The organism is Streptomyces sp. NPDC039430, from assembly GCF_055639435.1.
Genome location: NZ_JBVKAK010000014.1, coordinates 17,560 through 36,705 on the forward strand (window position 1 = coordinate 17,560; position 19,146 = coordinate 36,705).

At 70.9% G+C, this 19,146-nt stretch carries 15 protein-coding genes; 7 read left to right on the forward strand and 8 right to left on the reverse strand.

The features are described 5' to 3' along the window. Window positions 1-478 precede the first annotated feature (478 nt). The 6 genes from ACZ7LS_RS28430 (at window position 479) to ACZ7LS_RS28455 (ending at window position 9,048) form a co-directional block, all read left to right on the forward strand. Complete coding sequence (locus ACZ7LS_RS28430) at window positions 479-1,603, forward strand: LacI family DNA-binding transcriptional regulator (RefSeq protein ID WP_385136916.1); 1,125 nt, start codon at window positions 479-481, stop codon at window positions 1,601-1,603. Then, window positions 1,600-3,165: a sugar ABC transporter ATP-binding protein gene (locus tag ACZ7LS_RS28435; protein ID WP_382530660.1), complete on the forward strand. Its 1,566-nt coding sequence runs from the start codon at window positions 1,600-1,602 to the stop codon at window positions 3,163-3,165. The genes ACZ7LS_RS28430 and ACZ7LS_RS28435 overlap by 4 nt, the downstream gene beginning before the upstream one ends. Then, window positions 3,155-5,140: an ABC transporter permease/substrate-binding protein gene (locus ACZ7LS_RS28440; RefSeq protein ID WP_382530658.1), complete on the forward strand. Its 1,986-nt coding sequence runs from the start codon at window positions 3,155-3,157 to the stop codon at window positions 5,138-5,140. Before ACZ7LS_RS28435 ends, ACZ7LS_RS28440 begins: the two co-directional genes overlap by 11 nt. Window positions 5,141-5,247: 107 nt before the next feature. Further along, a complete protein-coding gene (locus ACZ7LS_RS28445; protein WP_385136914.1) occupies window positions 5,248-6,276 on the forward strand; it encodes a ribokinase in 1,029 nt (342 codons plus the stop codon). Further along, entirely contained in the window at window positions 6,273-6,659 is a 387-nt protein-coding gene (gene rbsD / locus ACZ7LS_RS28450; RefSeq protein WP_382530655.1) for a D-ribose pyranase, read from the forward strand. The genes ACZ7LS_RS28445 and rbsD overlap by 4 nt, the downstream gene beginning before the upstream one ends. 169 nt (window positions 6,660-6,828) lie before the next feature. Next, window positions 6,829-9,048 (forward strand): NADP-dependent isocitrate dehydrogenase, encoded by a 2,220-nt coding sequence (locus ACZ7LS_RS28455; RefSeq protein WP_385136911.1) that lies wholly within the window; start codon window positions 6,829-6,831, stop codon window positions 9,046-9,048. A gap of 64 nt (window positions 9,049-9,112) precedes the next feature. On the opposite strand, the gene ACZ7LS_RS28460 is transcribed toward ACZ7LS_RS28455, so the two are convergent. From ACZ7LS_RS28460 to ACZ7LS_RS28495, 8 genes are all read right to left on the reverse strand, one after another. Beyond that, window positions 9,113-10,837 (reverse strand): virginiamycin B lyase family protein, encoded by a 1,725-nt coding sequence (locus ACZ7LS_RS28460; RefSeq protein ID WP_385136910.1) that lies wholly within the window; start codon window positions 10,835-10,837, stop codon window positions 9,113-9,115. Further along, a complete protein-coding gene (locus ACZ7LS_RS28465; RefSeq protein WP_385136908.1) occupies window positions 10,834-12,666 on the reverse strand; it encodes a flavin-containing monooxygenase in 1,833 nt (610 codons plus the stop codon). Before ACZ7LS_RS28465 ends, ACZ7LS_RS28460 begins: the two co-directional genes overlap by 4 nt. A gap of 111 nt (window positions 12,667-12,777) precedes the next feature. Then, window positions 12,778-13,644 carry an SDR family oxidoreductase gene (locus tag ACZ7LS_RS28470; protein WP_382676334.1) on the reverse strand — a complete coding sequence of 289 codons (867 nt, stop codon included), beginning with the start codon at window positions 13,642-13,644 and terminating at the stop codon, window positions 12,778-12,780. Window positions 13,645-13,776: 132 nt separating this feature from the next. Continuing rightward, entirely contained in the window at window positions 13,777-14,964 is a 1,188-nt protein-coding gene (locus tag ACZ7LS_RS28475; protein ID WP_385136906.1) for an NAD(P)/FAD-dependent oxidoreductase, read from the reverse strand. Further along, window positions 14,961-15,158, reverse strand: a complete 198-nt coding sequence (locus ACZ7LS_RS28480; RefSeq protein WP_385136904.1) for a ferredoxin — start codon at window positions 15,156-15,158, stop codon at window positions 14,961-14,963. Before ACZ7LS_RS28480 ends, ACZ7LS_RS28475 begins: the two co-directional genes overlap by 4 nt. Window positions 15,159-15,235: 77 nt before the next feature. Next, window positions 15,236-16,477, reverse strand: coding sequence for a cytochrome P450 (locus ACZ7LS_RS28485; RefSeq protein ID WP_382530896.1), 1,242 nt, complete (start codon window positions 16,475-16,477; stop codon window positions 15,236-15,238). Between the two features lie 141 nt (window positions 16,478-16,618). After that, window positions 16,619-17,347, reverse strand: a complete 729-nt coding sequence (locus ACZ7LS_RS28490; RefSeq protein ID WP_385136925.1) for a response regulator transcription factor — start codon at window positions 17,345-17,347, stop codon at window positions 16,619-16,621. 226 nt (window positions 17,348-17,573) lie between these two features. Then, window positions 17,574-18,119 (reverse strand): MarR family winged helix-turn-helix transcriptional regulator, encoded by a 546-nt coding sequence (locus ACZ7LS_RS28495; protein ID WP_382530898.1) that lies wholly within the window; start codon window positions 18,117-18,119, stop codon window positions 17,574-17,576. 149 nt (window positions 18,120-18,268) lie between these two features. Between ACZ7LS_RS28495 and ACZ7LS_RS28500 the strand changes: the two genes are divergently transcribed. After that, window positions 18,269-19,033, forward strand: coding sequence for an SDR family NAD(P)-dependent oxidoreductase (locus ACZ7LS_RS28500; RefSeq protein WP_382530900.1), 765 nt, complete (start codon window positions 18,269-18,271; stop codon window positions 19,031-19,033). Window positions 19,034-19,146: the final 113 nt, after the last annotated feature.

Consider the following 19,146-nt stretch of genomic DNA (forward strand, 5'->3'; position numbering starts at 1 on the left):
TCTCCACTCAACCTTTCCCCGCGTCACACGCCTCTGCCGTGTCACCGGCGAGCCGCGCCCACCCCCTACCTGAAAGCCTGGAGCCGGCCCGGAGCGCCGAGTCCGGCGCCGTTTCCCGAGCAACTGGAACTCACCGCCCAGTGGCGGCGAGGCACCAACGAGGTCGACCCCGCCAATCACTGGGCGGGGCAGAGCGCCGCGCTCGCCACCGATGAGCCCGCTGGTGACGTACTCACCAGAATGTGGCGCGACGCGTCGAACCTGATCACCTGAGCGGTCCGCCGCGCCGTGGCTCGCCGGAACCGCGAGGCCCTCGTGCGGCGGCCCCGGTCACCGAGCGCCCCGTCGACAAGAAGGCGGTCCTGCCCGGGGTCATCATTACGATCCGGTCTCGGGGTACCCCCAGGGTCTTGCCTCCTGCCCGTGTAATCGATTCCAATCCTCCGTGTAATCGATTCCACGAGGAGGTGGACCGACGATGGCGGGCATCAAGGATGTCGCGGCCGAGGCAGGCGTGTCCGTCGCCACGGTGTCGCGGGTACTCAACGACCATCCGTCGGTCAGCCCCGCGTCCCGCGCCCGGGTGCTCGCCGCCGTCGCCGCGCTGGGCTACCGGCCCAACGCCGTGGCCCGGTCCCTGCGCACCGACCAGACCCGCACCCTCGGCCTGGTCATCAGCGATGTGCTCAATCCGTACTTCACCTCGCTGGCCCGCGCGGTCGAGGAGGAGGCGCGGACGCTCGGGTACAGCGTCATCATCGGAAACGCCGACGAACGGCCCGAGTTGCAGGACCACCACGTCCGTACGCTGCTCGACCGCCGGATCGACGGGCTGCTGGTGTCGCCCACCGACCGCGGTTCGCCGCTGATACTCGACGCGGTGCGTGCCGCGACCCCGATCGTCTTCGTGGACCGGTGGATCCCGGGCGTCGAGGTCCCCGTCGTACGGTCCGACGGCCGCGCCGCCGTACGCGAGCTGGTCGCCCATCTGCTGCGGATCGGCCACCGCAGGCTCGCGATCATCGCGGGCCCCGCGACCACCACCACCGGCAGTGAACGCGTCGACGCCTTCCGTACGGCGCTGGGCGAGCACGGGGTCGCGCTGCCCGACGCGTACATCGGCCAGGGCGACTTCCAGGCCGAGAGCGGGCGCCGGGCCGCGGAGCGGTTCCTCGATCTGCCCGAGCCTCCCGACGCCGTGTTCGCGGCGGACAATCTGATGGCACTCGGCGCGCTCGACGCGATCCGCGCCCGGGGTCTGAGCGTCCCGGAGGACATCGCGCTCGCGGCCTTCGACGACATCCCGTGGTTCGTGCACACGGATCCGCCGATCACGGCCATCGCGCAGCCGACGGACGAACTGGGCCGGGCCGCCGTACGGGCGCTGGCCGAACGCATCGCCGGCCGGGCCGCGCCGTCCGTCACACTCCCCGCCCGGCTGGTCGTACGCCGCTCCTGCGGCGCGGAGTTCCCGCCGGCCCCCCGGCGTCCGGACCCCTCGGAGCGCGCGCCGTCAGCACACGGCCCGGCACCACACGGCCCGGCACCACACAGACCGTCACCACCCGGCCCGTCAGCACGAACGCGAAGGAGCGACCCGTGAGTCACCCGGACGAGTTGCTGCGTGTCGAAGGGATACGCAAGACCTTTCCCGGCGTGGTCGCGCTCGACAGCGTCGACTTCGATCTGCGCCGCGGCGAAGTGCACGTCCTGCTCGGCGAGAACGGCGCCGGCAAGAGCACCCTGATCAAGATGCTCTCCGGTGCCTACCGTCCGGACGCCGGCCGCGTACTCGTCGGCGGGCGGGAAGTCCGTATCCAGGGCGCGCAGGACGCCGAGCGGCTGGGAATCGCCACGATCTACCAGGAGTTCAACCTCGTCCCCGAACTGACGGTGGCCGAGAACATCTTCCTGGGCCGCCAGCCGCGCCGCTTCGGCCTGGTCGACCACAAGCGGATGGAGGCGGACGCGGCCGAGCTGCTGGAGCGCGTCGGAGTCACCACCCCGCCGCACACCAAGGTCCGTGAACTGGGCATCGCCCGGCTCCAGATGGTCGAGATCGCCAAGGCCCTCAGCCTGGACGCCCGGGTGCTGGTCATGGACGAGCCGACCGCCGTGCTGACCTCCGAGGAGGTCGACAAGCTCTTCCGGATCGTGCGCGCGCTGCGCGAGGACGGCGTCGGCATCGTCTTCATCACCCACCACCTGGAGGAGATCGCGGCGCTCGGTGACCGCGTCACCGTCCTGCGCGACGGCCGCAGCGTCGGGCAGGTGCCCGCGACGACCCCCGAGGACGAGCTCGTACGCCTCATGGTGGGCCGCGACATCGACCAGCAGTATCCGCGCCGGGCCGCGCGGACCGGTACCGCCCTGCTGTCCGTATCCGGGCTGACCAGGGAGGGTGTCTTCCACGATGTGGGCTTCGAGGTGCGCGCGGGCGAAGTCGTCGGTGTCGCGGGGCTGGTGGGCGCGGGCCGTACGGAGGTCGTCCGCGCGGTCTTCGGCGCCGACCACTACGACACGGGCTCGGTGCACGTGGCGGGCGCCGCGCTGCCGCGCCATGACGTGAGCGCGGCGATGGCCGCCGGGATCGGGCTGGTGCCGGAGGACCGCAAGGGCCAGGGCCTGCTGCTCGACGCGTCCGTGGAGGAGAACCTCGGTCTGGTCACCCTGCGTTCGGCGACCCGCGCCGGGCTGGTGGACCGGGCGTCACAGCACACGGCGGCGGCCAGGATCGCCGGGCAGCTCGGCGTCCGGATGGCGGGGCTCGGCCAGCGGGTACGCACCCTGTCCGGCGGCAACCAGCAGAAGGTCGTCATCGGCAAATGGCTGCTGGCCGAGGTCAAGGTGCTGATCCTCGACGAGCCGACGCGCGGTATCGACGTCGGCGCGAAGGTCGAGATCTACGAACTCATCAACGAACTCACCGCCGCCGGTCACGCCGTGCTGATGGTCTCCAGCGATCTGCCGGAGGTCCTGGGCATGAGCGACCGGGTGCTGGTGATGGCCGGGGGCCGGATCGCCGGGGAACTCACGGCGGACGAAGCGACCCAGGACGCGGTGATGGCGCTGGCCGTCGGCGCCGCGCGCCCGTCAGGACCGGAACCCGGGACCGACGCGGACGACGACGAAGAAGAAGGGGTGGAGGGCTCCCGTGGCCACTGACACGCTCAAGAACACGACAGACGGCGGAAGCGGTGGCGGCGGTGGCGGTGGCGCCCGAGCGGTCCGCAGGCTCCTGCTCGACAATGGCGCGCTGAGCGCCCTGGTCGTTCTGGTGGTGGCGATGTCGCTGCTGTCGGGCGACTTCCTGACCACCCAGAACCTGCTCAACGTCGGTGTGCAGGCGGCCGTGACCGCGATCCTCGCGTTCGGTGTCACGTTCGTCATCGTCACCGCGGGCATCGACCTCTCGGTCGGCTCGGTGGCGGCGCTCTCGGCGACCGTCCTGGCCTGGTCGGCGACGTCGGAGGGGGTGCCGGTGTGGCTGGCCGTCGTGCTCGCCGTGGGCACCGGCATCGCGTGCGGGCTCGTCAACGGCGCGCTCGTCTCGTACGGCAAACTACCGCCGTTCATCGCGACGCTGGCGATGCTCTCGGTGGGCCGCGGTCTGTCCCTGGTGATCTCGCAGGGCAGCCCGATCGCCTTCCCCGGATCCGTGTCGCGGATCGGGGACACGCTCGGCGGCTGGCTGCCGGTGCCGGTCCTGGTGATGGTGGCGATGGGGCTGATCACGGCCCTGATCCTGGCCCGTACGTATCTGGGCCGCTCGATGTACGCGATCGGCGGCAACGAGGAGGCGGCGCGGCTGTCCGGGCTGCGTGTGAAGCGGCAGAAGGTCGCCGTCTACGCGCTGTCGGGACTGTTCGCGGCCGTCGCCGGTATCGTCCTGGCGTCCCGGCTCTCGTCGGCGCAGCCGCAGGCCGCGCAGGGGTACGAACTCGACGCCATCGCCGCGGTCGTCATCGGCGGCGCCAGCCTGTCGGGCGGTGTCGGCAAGGCGTCCGGCACACTCATCGGCGCGCTGATCCTGGCGGTGCTGCGCAACGGACTCAACCTGCTGTCGGTGTCGGCGTTCTGGCAGCAGGTCGTCATCGGTGTCGTCATCGCGCTCGCGGTGCTGCTCGACACGGCGCGCTCCCGCGCCGGGGCGTCGGCCGCGCCCGCCGGTGCGTCCGGCCCCGGAGGCGCGGGCGGCTCCGGCCGCAAGGGCGCGCGAGCGGTGAAGTACACCGTCGCCGCGGTGCTGGTGGCCGCTGTCATCGGTGGTGTCTCCTTCTGGAACAACGGCTCCTCCGGTGCCGGGACCAAGGTGGGGCTCTCCCTCTCCACCCTCAACAACCCCTTCTTCGTGCAGCTGAAGGCGGGCGCCGAGGCCGAGGCGAAGACCGAGGGCGTCGAACTCACCGTCACCGACGCGCAGAACGACGCCTCCCAACAGGCCAACCAGATACAGAACTTCACCAGCGGTGCGATGTCGTCGGTGATCGTCAACCCGGTCGACTCGGACGCGGCGGGGCCGTCCGTACGCGCCGCCAACAAGGCCGGTATCCCGGTGATCGCCGCCGACCGCGGTGTCAACAAGGCGGACATCGCCACGCTGGTCGCCTCCGACAACGTCGCGGGCGGCCGGCAGGCGGCGAAGACGCTGGCGGAGAAGCTCGGTGGCGAGGGGCGGATCGTGATCCTCCAGGGCACGGCGGGCACCTCGGCCAGCCGTGAGCGCGGTCAGGGCTTCGCCGAGGGCATCAAGGCGTACCCCGGCATCAAGGTCGTCGCACGGCAGCCGGCGGACTTCGACCGCACGAAGGGGCTCGATGTGATGACCAATATGCTGCAGGCGCACAGCGGGGTGAACGGGGTCTTCGCGGAGAACGACGAGATGGCGCTCGGGGCGGTCAAGGCGCTGGGCGCCAAGGCGGGTACGTCGGTCCCGGTCGTCGGCTTCGACGGCACACCTGACGGCCTGAAGGCGGTGAAGGCGGGCACGCTCTACGCCTCGGTGGCCCAGCAGCCGGCGGAACTGGGCCGGCTCGCCGTACTCAACGCCATCAAGGCCGCGCGGGGCGACGAGGTCGCCTCGACGGTGAAGGTGCCGGTCAAGGTGGTCACGGCGAAGAACGTCGCCGACTTCTCCTGACCACCTGACGGCTCCTGAACACCCGACGGCTCCGAATACTCGGCGGTTCCGCACACCCGACGGCCGCCGAACCCTCGACGGCCTCCAGCGAAAGAGACGAAGAGACAGTGACGTACGACTACGACCTGCTGGTCGTGGGGTCGGCCAACGCCGACCTGGTGATCGGTGTCGAGCGGCGCCCCGGCCCAGGTGAGACGGTCCTCGGCTCGGACCTGTCCGTCCATCCGGGCGGCAAGGGCGCGAACCAGGCGGTCGCCGCCGCCCGCCTCGGCGCCCGTACGGCGCTGCTGGCCCGGGTCGGTGACGACGCGCACGGGCGCCTCCTGCTCGATTCGCAGCGATCGGCCGGGGTCGACACGGCGGGGGTGCTGTCCGGCGGTGCGCCCACCGGCGTCGCCCTGATCACGGTCGATCCGTCCGGGGACAACAGCATCGTGGTGTCGCCCGGCGCCAACGCCCGGCTGTCCCCGGCGGACGTCCGGGACGCGTCGGGTCTGCTGCGGGCCTCTCGGGTGGTCTCGGCGCAGCTGGAGATCCCGTTGGAGACGGTCGGGGAGGTGGTGGCGGGTATGGCGCCGGGCAGCCGGTTCGTACTGAACCCCTCTCCCCCGGTGCCGCTGCCGACCGGGATCCTGGCGGCATGCGATCCGCTGATCGTGAACGAGCACGAGGCGCGGGTGGTGCTCGGCGGGTCGGTGGCCGACGGCCTGAAGGAGCCGGTGGGCGACGACCCGGAGGAGTGGGCGAGGGCGCTGCTCGCGCTGGGGCCCCGCTCGGTGGTGATCACGCTGGGCGCGCGGGGCGCGCTGGTGGCGGATGGCCGTACGACGGTGCTCGTACCGTCCGTACCGGTGCGCGCCGTGGACACCACGGGGGCCGGTGACGCGTTCACGGCGGCGCTGGCCTGGCGGCTCGGCGCCGGCGAGAGCCTGCCCGTGGCCGCCGCCTACGCGACGCGGGTGGGTGCGGCGGCGGTGACCAAGGAGGGAGCGCAGGTGTCGTTCCCGACGGCGGCGGAGGTGGCGTCACTCGCGGAGGCGGCCCCCGGGTCTCTCCCACAGACGGCCGCGACGGAACGCCATGTGACCGTACCCGGACAGACGGTATCCGAACAGGGCCGAGGGGTGGCCGGGTGAAGAGGTCCGGGATCCTGAATCGCCATCTCGCGGGCGCCCTGGCCGAGCTGGGCCATGGGGACGGTGTTCTGGTCTGCGACGTGGGGATGCCGCTGCCCGCGGGTCCGCGCGTGGTGGATCTGGCGTTCCGGGCCGGGGTGCCGCGGTTCGCCGAGGTACTGGACGGACTGCTGGCGGAGCTGGTCGTGGAGGGCGCGACGGCGGCCCACGAGGTCCGTGAGGCGAATCCGGAGGCCGCGCGGCTGCTGGCGGCGCTGCCCGGTCTCGGTTTCGTCCCGCACGAGGAACTGAAGGAGCTGTCGGCGGGCGCGCGCCTGATCGTCCGCACCGGGGAGGCGCGGCCGTACGCGAACGTGCTGTTGCGCTGCGGCGTGTTCTTCTGAGCCGCACCGCGTGCTCTTCCGGGCCGCACCGCGCGCTCTCCCGGGCCCCACCGCGCGTTCTTCGGGTCCGGCACCGCCCGGCTTCGGTGGCGGGGCCGCGTCTCGACAGAAGCGGGTCACGAGATATCTTGATGTCGAGCAATGTTGCAGACGTGGAGCGGAGCACCCGGTGACTGACTCGACCATCATCTACACACACACCGACGAGGCCCCGGCCTTGGCGACGTATTCCTTCTTGCCTGTGGTCGAGGCGTATGCCTCGACGGCGGGGGTCACCGTGGAGAGCCGTGACATCTCTCTGGCGGGACGGATCATCGCGGGCTTCCCCGAGCGTCTGGAGGAGAGCCAGCGGATCGACGACGCGCTCGCCGAGCTGGGCGAGCTGGCCAGGACGCCCGGTGCGAACATCATCAAGCTGCCGAACATCTCGGCCTCGATCCCGCAGCTGAAGGCGGCGATCGCCGAGCTTCAGCAGCAGGGCTACGCGCTGCCGGACTACCCGGACGACCCGAAGACCGACGAGGACCGCGACGTCCGCGCGCGCTACGACAAGGTCAAGGGCAGCGCCGTCAACCCGGTCCTGCGCGAGGGCAACTCCGACCGCCGCGCCCCCGCGTCGGTGAAGAACTACGCCAAGGCGCACCCGCACCGCATGGGCGCGTGGACGGCCGACTCGAAGACGAACGTCGCGCACATGGACGCCGACGACTTCCGGTCCAGCGAGAAGTCCGTGGTCATCGCCGAGGCGGGCTCGCTCCGTATCGAGCTGGCCGGTGACGACGGCAGCACGACGGTCCTGCGTGAGTCGGTGCCCGTGCTCGCCGGGGAGGTCGTGGACGCGTCCGTGATGCGGGTGGCGGCGCTGCGTGAGTTCCTCAAGGCCCAGATCGGCCGTGCCAAGGCCGAGGACGTGCTGTTCTCGGTGCATCTGAAGGCCACGATGATGAAGGTCTCCGACCCGATCATCTTCGGCCATGTCGTACGGGCCTTCTTCCCGAAGACGTTCGCCGAGTACGGCGAGGCGCTGGCGACGGCCGGTCTGACTCCCAACGACGGCCTCGGCGGCATTCTGGGCGGCCTGGACTCCCTGTCCGACGGCGCGGCGATCAAGGCGTCCTTCGAGGCCGAGCTCGCCGAGGGCCCCGCGCTCGCGATGGTCGACTCCGACCGCGGCATCACGAACCTGCACGTACCGAGCGATGTCATCGTCGACGCCTCCATGCCGGCCATGATCCGCACCTCCGGTCACATGTGGGGACCGGACGGCCAGGAGGCCGACACCCTCGCGGTCATCCCGGACAGCAGCTACGCGGGCATCTACCAGGTCGTCATCGACGACTGCCGCGCGCACGGCGCGTACGACCCGTCGACGATGGGCTCCGTGTCGAACGTCGGCCTCATGGCGCAGAAGGCCGAGGAGTACGGCAGCCACGACAAGACCTTCGAGATCCCCACCACCGGCACGGTGCGTGTTCTCGACGGCTCCGGCGATGTCGTACTGGAGCACGTGGTGAGCGCGGGCGACATCTGGCGCATGTGCCAGGCCAAGGACCGGCCGATCCAGGACTGGGTCAAGCTCGCCGTGACCCGCGCCCGCGCGACCGGCAACCCGGCGGTGTTCTGGCTCGACGAGAACCGCGCGCACGACGCGAACCTCATCGCGAAGGTCAGGACCTACCTCGCCGAGCACGACACCGAGGGCCTGCGGATCGAGATCATGTCGCCGGTCGAGGCGACCGCGTTCTCCCTGGAGCGCATCCGCCGGGGCGAGGACACGATCTCGGTCACCGGCAACGTGCTGCGTGACTACCTGACCGACCTGTTCCCGATCCTCGAACTCGGCACGAGCGCGAAGATGCTCTCCGTCGTCCCGCTCATGAACGGCGGCGGCCTGTTCGAGACCGGGGCCGGCGGCTCCGCGCCCAAGCACGTGCAGCAGCTCGTCAAGGAGGACTACCTGCGCTGGGACAGCCTGGGCGAGTTCCTCGCGCTCGCGGTCAGCTTCGAGCACCTCGCGCAGACGACGGACAACGCGCGCGCCCAGGTGCTCGCGGACACCCTCGACCGCGCCACCGCCACCTTCCTCAACGAGGACAAGTCGCCCAGCCGCCGGCTCGGTGGCATCGACAACCGCGGCAGCCACTTCTACCTGGCGCTCTACTGGGCGCAGGAGCTGGCGAAGCAGACCGACGACGGCCGGCTCGCGGAGGCGTTCGCGCCCCTCGCCAAGACGCTGGCCGAGCAGGAGAGCACCATCGTCGGCGAACTGATCGCGGTGCAGGGCAAGCCGGCCGACATCGGCGGCTACTACCAGCCCGACCCGGCCAAGGCCGCGGCTGTGATGCGCCCGTCGGCCACGTTCAGCCAGGCCCTCGCGCTGCTCGGCTGACGCGAACGGAACCGCCCCGTCCGGCATCATCTGCCGGACGAGGCGGTTCCGTCTTTCGGTGGCGCTACGGGGCGTCCCCGCCCGCGTGTTTACGAGAGAGCCGCAGCACGCTTCCCTCTCCGTTGGCCGAGACGAAGAGCGAGCCGTCCGGGCCGAGGGCGAGGCCCGCGAACTGGCTCGGAGGGCCCGGGACCCCGGGCACCGGGTGGCGGGCGGGAGGGGTGGTGCCAGGGGGGAGGCCGACCGCGAGGTTCTCCGCGTCGATCCTGCTGTCCCCCGTGACGAGCGATATCGCCCGCAGCCGCCGGTGCGCGGTCTCCACCGTGAACAGTTCGTCGTCGCGGACGACCAGGCCCTGCGGGGCGCCGAGTCCGTCCGCGACGGTGACCGCCTCGCCGTCGTCGAGCCGGAGCACCGCACCGAGCCGGTCGTCGCTGACGTAACAGCGCTGTGCCCCGTCGAAGGCCACGTCCACGGGGTGTACGAGCCCCGAGGCGAGAGTGGTGACCGTGTCGGTCCCGTCGATCCGCAGGATCCGGCCGCCGCCCGTCTCGGCGACCACGAGTGAGCCGTCCGGCGCGACCGCGATGCCGGTGGGCTCGCTCAGTCCGCTCGCCCGTACCCGCGTGGTCTTCCGTACGGGGTCGTAGGTACGGACGTCACCGAGCTGCGAGGTGAGGTGGAGGACGCCGTTGTCCGCGGTGACGCCGTGGACGAAGTGCAGCAGATCGTGGGTGACGATGCCGCCGGACTCGTTGTCGTCGCCGTTTCCGCTCGCGCTCCCGTTGCCGCTCACGTTCGCGCTCCCGTCACCGTTTCCGCTCGCGTCCGCGTTCCCGGTACCGCTCCCGCTCGCGTCCTCGCCGGGGCCCGCCGGACTCGCCAGGCGGTAATGGTCGGCCGCGTAGACCGTGCCCCCGAGGTCGACCGTCACACCGAAGGGGCCGTCGAGCCCGCGCGGCACGATCTCCCGGATCCGGCCGTCGGCGTGCATCTCCGTGACACCGCCGCTCGCGTAGCTGGAGACGAACATCCGGTTCTCGTCGTCGAACGCCGCGTTGTCCAGCCCCGCGACACCGGAGACCACGACCGACCGCGCGCCGGTGCGGAGATCGATACGGGTCACGATGCCCGCCACACCGCGCGACAGCACCACCAGGACACCACCCCGGTCGAACCGCACCGCGACGGGGTCGTCCACGTCCTTCGCGACCAGCTCGGGCACCCCGCCCTCGGGAGATATCCGCCAGACCTCGTTGGCGATCATGTGCGGGTAGTAGAGCAGGCCGTCCGGGCCGAGCTGCATCGCGTTGCCCCAGGCAAGCCCGTCCGTGAGCACCACCGGATCGCCGCCGTCGGGGAACATCTCCATCAGCCGACCGTTGCTGCGCATCTCGTTGACGAAGAGGCGATCTCCCACGCAGGTAATGCCGTTGGGCACCTTCACCGCGTCGGAGACCAGCGTGAACTCGCCCGCGGGATCCCGCCGCCACACCCTGCCGGGGGTCAGATCGGTGATGTACATCGAGCCGTCCGCGCCGAAGGCGAGATCGTCCGGCGCCTGGACCGGGCCGTCCAGTGGCACCACCACGTCGACGTCTCCCGAGACGGGATCCACGGCGCTGATCTGTCCGGCGATGAACTGGGCCACGTACAAACGCCCGTCGGGCCCGAAGGTGACACCGTTCGAACCCCACAGCCGGTTCGGCGGGTTGAGCCTCGTCGTGTCCCACCGCTCGCTCGTGGTGTGCCAGTGGCCGGTGTCGTCGAACCGGCTGGCCTGCCTCATCGGACGATCGCCTCGCTCATGTCACCGTCCGTGCGCCAGCGCCTGATCAGGTCGTAGAACTCGATCGGCCCGCCGCCGTACGTCTGGCTCTCCTTACCGGGCTTGCCCTCGTTGTTGTAGTAACCCGGGGTGCATTCGGCGAGAAACGCGTGCGTGTTCTGCGCCTTCTCGCGAATCGTGGCGACCCAGGCGGCCTGCGCCTCGGCCGTCGGCTCGATGTACCGCGCCTGGCGCTTGTCCGCCTCGGCGACGATCTCGGCGATATGGGTCGCCTGCTCGTCGAGGACATGGACGAAGTTGACGGAGACCGCGTTCTGGAGGGAGCCGAGGTGGAAGAAGTTGGGGAAGCCGTGGCTGTAGAACCCGTGGAGCGTCTTCGGACCGTCCTTCCACGACTCGGCCAACGTGACACCGTCCCGGCCGTGGACGTTGAGTCCGGCCCGCTCGGCCGGCGGACCGCCGATGTCGAAACCGGTCGCGAAGATGACGCAGTCGACCTCGTACGTGACGCCGTCGACGACCAGAGCGTTCTCGGTGATGCGTTCCACGCCCCTGCCCGCCGTGTCGACCAGTGTGACGTTGGGCCGGTTGAACGTGGGCAGGTAGCTGTCGCTGAAGGTGGGGCGCTTGCACATATAGCGGTACCAGGGCTTGAGCGCCTCGGCCGTCGCCCGGTCCTCGATCTCGGCGTCCACCCGGGCGCGGATCTCGTTCATCTTCTTGAAGTCGGCCAACTCGGCCATGGCGCCGCGCTGTTCGGGTGACTGACCGTCGCCGTCGCTCACGCCCGGCACCAGGCTCTGGAGCAGCCGGGCGCTGGTGGTCCAGCCGTCGGACACCAGGTCCTCGTCCGCGCCGCCACCGGCGACCTGCGCGAGGAAGTTGTCCTGGCGACGCCGCTGCCAGCCGGGGGTCAGCGCCTCGGCCCACTCGGGGTCCGTGGGGCGGTTGTCACGTACGTCGACCGATGACGGCGTGCGCTGGAACACATAGAGGTGCTGGGCGTCGCGCCCCAGGTGCGGCACACACTGGATGGCGGTCGCGCCGGTGCCGATGACGGCGACCCGCTTGTCGGCGAGCTTGTGCAGTCCGCCGTCCGCGTCACCGCCGGTGTACGCGTAGTCCCAGCGGCTCGTGTGGAACGTGTGCCCCTGGAAGGTCTCGATGCCCGGGATGCCGGGGAGCTTCGGCCGGCTGAAGGGGCCGCTGGAGACCACCACATAGCGCGCCCGCATGCGGTCGCCCCGGTCGGTACGGATGGTCCACTCGAACGCGTCCTCGTCCCAGCGGAGTTCGGTCACCTCGGTCTGGAAACAGACATCACGGTACAGCTCGAACTGCCGCCCGATCGCCCGCGCGTGCTGTCTGATCTCCTCGCCCGGCGCGTACTTCCACTTCGGTACGTAGCCGACCTCTTCGAGCAGCGGCAGGTAGATGTACGACTCGATGTCGCAGTGGATGCCCGGATACCGGTTCCAGTACCACGTTCCGCCGAAGTCCCCGGCCTTCTCGATCACCCGGATGTCCCGCACGCCCGCCTGGCGCAGCCGGGCGCCGGCGACCAGGCCGCCGAACCCACCGCCGATGATCACGACCTCGACCCGGTCGTCGAGGGGCTCCCGGCGGGGCGCGGGCGCCACGTACGGGTCGTCCACGTAGTAGCCGAACTCCCCCGTGGTGCTGTGGTATTGCTTGCTGCCGTCGGGGCGGATCCGGCGGTCGCGCTCGGCGCGGTAGCGGTCGCGCAGGGCGTCCGGGTCGAATCCGAGTGCCTCCGGATCCGGTTGGGGGGCGGCGGATGATGACGTATGGGGGGTGGGGGTGGGCATGCGTGTCCTCTCGGGGCCTCTCGAACCACTGCTGTGCTGTTCCGCGGCTGTAGTGCCGTGCCGCTGTATTGCCGTGCCGCTGTGTCGCTGTAGCGCCCGCCGGGGGCGCTGTCAGGCCGTCCGATGACAGCGGATCCACGCGGCCTGCCCGCCGTCGACAAGCAGATCCGTACCGGTGATGTACAGCGACCCCGGGCCGGTGAGGAACGCCACGGCGTCGGCGATCTCCGCGGGCGTGCCGGTACGGCCCGCGCCGCAGTCCTCCAGCATCCTCATCATCCGTTCGCCGGACGCCGACTCGGCCTCAGCCTTCGCCATCGCCGTGGAGATGACCCCCGGGCTGACGGTGTTCAGCCTGGCGCCGCGGAGGTTCCAGGCGAGGGCCGCGGCCTGCACCCGCAGGTGGTTGGAGCGCTTGGTCACGCAGTAGGCGGACGCCGCGTCGTCCCCGATACCCGCGACGACGTCGAGCGCGAGGAGTCCGTCCGTGGGCGTCGTGGCGAGGGCGTACTCCTCCTCCCGGCTCAGTGTCGCGTAGTGCCCGGCCATGCTGGAGACGCAGACCAGGGCCGTGCCACGGGAAGCCACCGTCCCGAAGACGTCGATCACATGAGCCGTGCCCATCAGATTGACGTCGACGATGGCCCTGGCCGACGCGGTCGCGGGAGAGAGCCCGGCGGTGTGTACGACGGCAGCCACCCGGCCCGCGCCGGACGCCGTCGCCGCGAGTCTCTCGACCGAACCACGGTCGGCCACATCGGTGACCGCGCCCCGTACCACGTAACCCTCGGCACTCAACGCGCGGACGGTTTCGCCGAGCCGCTGTTCCGACGCGTCGGCGAGGATCACGGTCCGCCCGCTGCCGAGCCGGCGCGCGATCGCCACGCCCATACCTCCCGCGCCCGTGACCACGACCACGTCACCGGGCTCGCTGCGCTCTTCCCGTTCTTCCCGCTCTTCCCGCTGGTCATCCACCATGAACAACTCCCTGGACTCGGCTGATACTCCCGGGGCGGTCCGCCCGTCACTCCGGCTTCCGCTCCCGTCGCTCGTACGCGTACGTACGCGTACGGGCGCTCGCGCTCACGTTCCCGCGCTCACGTTCCCGCGCTACGCGACGCCGGTGGCCGGCGACACGGCCCGTACGGCCTCGTCCCACAGGGCGCGGGACGCGATCGCCGCCCGCCAGGGGCGGAGCGTCTTCGGCGGCATGCCGACCGCGAGAACTCCGACCAGACGCTCACCGGTGCGATAGGCGACCAGGAACCGGCGTTCGCCGAAGTCCCCTTCCACGAGGGTCACTTCGTCATGCCCCCTTAGATGACCGAACGCCTGGATCTTCATGTCGTACTGGTCGGACCAGAAATACGGCATCGGGGCGAACGGCTTACGGGCCTCGGGACGCAGCAGATTGCGGGCGGCGGCCATGCCCTGTTCGGCCGCGTTGGTACGGTGCTCGACGCGCATCGCCACACCGAACAGCGGGTTGTGCCAGCGCGCGACGTCCCCCGCGCCGTACACATCCGGCGCGGCGGCGCTGTACTCGTCGCACACCAGGCCGTCGCGCACCGTCAGGCCACTGCCCGCCAGCCATTCGGTGTTCGGCAGGGAACCGATGGCGACGAGGACCTCGTCGGCCTCGACCACTTCCCCGTCGTCGAGCCGTACGCCGCCGCCGGCCGCCTCGGACACGGTGACCCCCGTACGCAGGTCCACACCGTGGTCCAGGTGTGCCCCCGACAGGACCCGGCCGACCTCCTCGCCGACCGCGTGGGCCAGTGGTACCGGAGCCGGTTCGAGGAGTGTGACCTCGGTGCCCAGGCCCCGGGCCACGGCCGCGGCCTCCGCGCCGAGGAAACCGGCTCCGACGATCACCAGCCTCTTCCCGGGACCGAGCCGGTCCCGCAGGGCCAGGGCGTCGTCCAGGGTGCGCAGCACATGCGCTCCCGCGCCGGGCAGACGGCGCGGGCGCACCCCCGTCGCCACGATCAGACCGCCGTACGGCAGCCGGGTCCCGTCGGCCAAGTGCACGGTACGTCCGGCGAGTTCGAGGCCGGTCGCGGCGACACCGAGACGCAGATCGAGGCCGAGCGCGTCCAGATCGGCCGTCGAGCGCAGCGGCAGCCGGTCGGGCTCCCAGCGCGCGGACAGGATCTGTTTGGACAGCGGCGGCCGGTCATAAGGCGCCCGCGGCTCGTCGCCGACGAGGGTGATCGTGCCGTCGTAGCCCTCCCGGCGCAGCGCCTCGGCGGCGGCGAGACCGGCCGCCGAGGCTCCGACGACCAGGACGGTCCTCACGTCTCCACCAGCCGGATCGCCACCGCCGGGCAGAGGCCTGCGGCCTCGCGCACCCCCTCGTGGGTGCCGGCGTCGGGGGCGCTCTCCAGCAGGACCACCACACCGTCGTCGTCCCTCTGGTCGAACACCTCGGGAGCGCTCATGACACAGAGGCCCGCCGAAACACACTTCGGTTCGTCCACTTCCACACGCATGGTCGTTTCCTCGCTCGTCACTTCGTCCTTCGCCGCGCCGTCCGCGCGCCGGTTCGCCTCGGTCGGTGACGCGGGGCTCACCAGGTGACGGGCAGTGAGCGCACGCCGTAGGTGGTCCCGCTCTCCTCGAACTCGATCTCGTCGAACGCGGTGGCCGGCCGCAGCGTGGGAATGCGCCGGTAGAGCGTGCCGTAGACGACCTGGAGTTCCACCCGCGCCAGCGACTGGCCCAGACACTGGTGGGGGCCGAAGCCGAACGCGTTGTGCAGGCGGGCATTGCGGCCGAGGTCCAGTCGTTCGGCCCCGGGGAAGGCCGCGGAGTCCCAGTTGGCTGCGGAGATCTCCACCACGACCCCCTCCCCCGCGCGGATGACCTGACCGCCGATCTCGATGTCCTCGCGGGCGACCCTGCGCAGCCCGGAGTGGACGATGGAGAGGTAGCGCAGCAGTTCCTCCACCGCGCCCGCGATGACCTTCGGGTCCTCGGTGTCCCGCAACACGGCCAGCTGGTCGGGGTTCTCCAGCAGGGCGAGAGTGCCCAGGCTGATCATGGTCGCGGTCGTCTCGTGTCCCGCGATGAGCATCGCGACGCCCATGTGGACGGCTTCGCTGCGCGTCATCTCACCGGCGGTGACCCGGGCGGCCATCTCGGACATCGCGTCCGCGCCCGGGGCGGCCAGCTTCTCGGTGAGCAGCTCGTCGAGATAGCCGGAGAGCGCGCCGCTCGCCGCGCGGGCCTGTTCCGGGGGTACGTCGCGGTCGAGGGCGATGTTGCTGTTGTGCTGGAAGAACTCGTGGTCCTCGTACCGCACGCCGAGCAGCTCGCTGATCACCAGCGACGGCACGGGCAGTGCCAGTGCCGTGAGGAGGTCGGCGGGCTTCGGACCGGCCAGGATGTCATCGATCAGATCGTCGACGATCTTCTGAATGGCGGGCCGCAGGGCCTCGACCCGCTTGAGGAGGAGCGGACCGTTGACCATCCGGCGCAGCCGGGTGTGCTCGGGGGCGTCCGTGTTGGTGATGAGCTTCGGGGTGACCCGCGCGATCTCCGCCCGGTACGCGCTCACATGCGGGAAGGCGCCGAACTTCTCGTCGTTGCTGAGGCGGGGATCGGTGAGGATGGCCCGCTGGTGGGCGTGTCCTGTGATGAGCCAGGGCGTACTGCCGTCCCAGATCCGGACCTTGGCGATCGGCGTCTCGTCGCGGAGCTGCTCCAGGCCGGGGGGCGGGGCGAACGGGCAGCCGGCCGCCCTGGGCATCGGGAACTCCGGCATCGGCCGGGCCGCGTCGTCCGCGGTATCGGTCAGTGTGTCGGCCATGTCACTCCTCGGTGGGGGCTCCGCGGGGGCGGAGTGCGGGGAAGGGTGGCGGGACGCCTCGATGACCACATGCAACCGGAGCGCACTGACACCGACCGGTCAATTACCTGACGGCAAGCTGACGTGAGGACGATCACACGCTCAGCGGCCGAGCAGGTAGCCGAACCCCCTGCGGGTATGGATCAGCTGCGGTTCCTCCTGGTCGACCTTGTGCCGGAGGCGGGAGACGAGCTTCTCGATGGCGTTGTCGGCGCGGCCGTCGCCCCAGACGTGACGACAGATCTGTTCCTTGGAGAGCACCTGATCGGCGTTGACCAGCAGATGACGCAGCAGCCGGTACTCCGCGGGTGTCAGGTCGAGCGGCCGTGGCCCGCGCCACGCCTGGCAGGTGGCGTCGTTCAGGACGAGGTCGCCGTAGCACGGTCCGCGCCGTACGGTACCGCGCCCGCGGCCGCGGCTTCGCAGTAACACCTGGGCCCTGGCGAGGACTTCGGCGATGCGGAACGGCATGGTGACGTAGTCCTCGTGGCCGGGGCCCAGTTCGGGAAGGAGGCTGTCCAGGTATTCGCACACGGTCAGGAAGAGCACCGGTGGGCGGTCGGCGGCGGAGCGGCGTCCGCGGGCGAGACCGTTCAGATCGGGCAGCGTCACGTCCAGGACCACCAGGTCGAACCGGTGTCCCGCGATCCGGGCCAGTCCCTCGGCGCCGGTGCGCTCGACGGTGACCCGATACCCCGCGAGTTCCAGCGTGGTCGTGAGCAGGTGAGAGGTTTCCTGATCACCGACGACGACCAGGACGTGCTGCCCGTCCCCACGGACGGCCGACGGTCTCCCGCCCACGCCCCCGCGCGCATCGTCCACACCGCGCATCTGCTTCACACCGCGCGCCTCATTCGTCCCGCGCGCCTCATTCACACCGGGCGCCTCATTCACACCGGGCAGCTCCCTGACCCCGCGCATCTCGCTCACTCCGCATATCCCGTACATCCCGTACATGGAAGGACCACCTCGCGTCAGGCTCACGCTTCACGTCCGGACGAACGACGGCGCCGGGGCCCAGGCGCCCAGGGCCATGGCGCCCAGGGCCACCACGGCGTCAGGTGGAGCGCTCGGCGGGGATACCGGCATCGCCGTCGGCGTAGCCGAGGAAGTCGTCGACCATCCGGTGGAACAGGGCGGCGAGCTGCTGGAGGTCCTGCGGCGACCACTCCGCCAGGGCCGCCCGCATCCCCTGGCGGCTCGCCTCGCGGATGCGGTCGATCGCCCGCTGTCCGACCGGGGTGAGCTGGATGCGCTGCGCACGGCCGTCCTCCGGGTCCGGGACGCGGGTCACGTACCCCGACTTCTCCAACCGCTGCACCTGCCGGGTGACATGGGATGCCTCCACGGCCAGCCGGTTCGCCAGCTCGCTGGGGCGCTGGGGTTCGGAGTCGGCGATCTGCCGCAGCAGCGCCACGGCGGCGCGGTCCAGGGACACTCCCGCCTGGGCCATCAGGCGGTCGTGCGGCCGGACCCTGCTGGAGAGATAGGCGACGCGGCTCAGCGCCCGCTCGATCTCGCTCACATCGGCCGAGGACGGAGACAGGGACGGAGATAGGGACGGAGACGGGGACGGGACAACCGCCGGCGGTGATTTGGGCATCCATACACTTTACCATCTACTTGCCTGACTCAAGCAACTTCACATTCACTTGCTTGACTCAAGTAACTCACACATGCTTGCCTGACTCAAGTAATCCGGGGTGTCGCCATCGCCGCGCATTCGTCCGACCGTAAGGAGAAGCAATACTCATGAGCAGCAACGGATTTGAGGGGCGCAGCGTCGTCGTCACCGGGGCGGGATCGGGAATCGGCAGGGCCGCGGCGCTGCGATTCGCCGCGGAGGGCGCGAACGTACTGGTCGCCGATCTCAACGGGGAGACCGCCCACGAGACCGTGAAGGCGGTGACGACCGCGGGTGGCGTCGCCCGCGCGGTTGTCGGCGATCTCAGCGAGCAGGCCGTGGTGGACGAGATAGTCGACACGGCCACCAGCGCGTACGGCGGCCTGGACGTCCTGGTGAACAACGCGGGCATCATGGACCGGATGTCGGCCCTCGCGGACACCGAGGACGCCGAATGGGAGCGCGTCATCCGGGTCAATCTGACGGCGCCCTTCATGCTGACCCGCGCCGCGCTGCCGCACATGCTGGACCGGGGCCGCGGGGCCATCGTCTTCACGGCGTCCGAGGCCGCCCTGCGCGGCAGCGCGGCCGGCACCGCGTACACCGCCGCCAAGCACGGCATCGTCGGCCTGACGAAGTCCCTCGCCGTGATGTACCGGAACAACGGGATCCGTGCCAACGCCATCGCCCCCGGGGCGACCTCGACCAACATCCGGGTCGACGCCGAGGCGGGTGCCCACGGCCCGGGCGTGGTCGGTCCCCATGTCGCTCTCGCCGGCAGGGTGGCCGACGCCGCGGAGCAGGCGGCCGCCATCCTCTTCCTCGCGTCGGACGCCGCGGGCAACATCAACGGCACGGTCCTGCCCGTCGACAACGGCTGGTCGGCCATCTGAAGCCGGTCGACCGCACGGCGTCGGGGGGGGGGGGGGGGGGGGGGGGTGGGGGGGAGGGGGGGGGAGGGGGGGGGGGGGGGGGGGGGGGGGGGGGGGGGGGGGGGGGGGGTGTT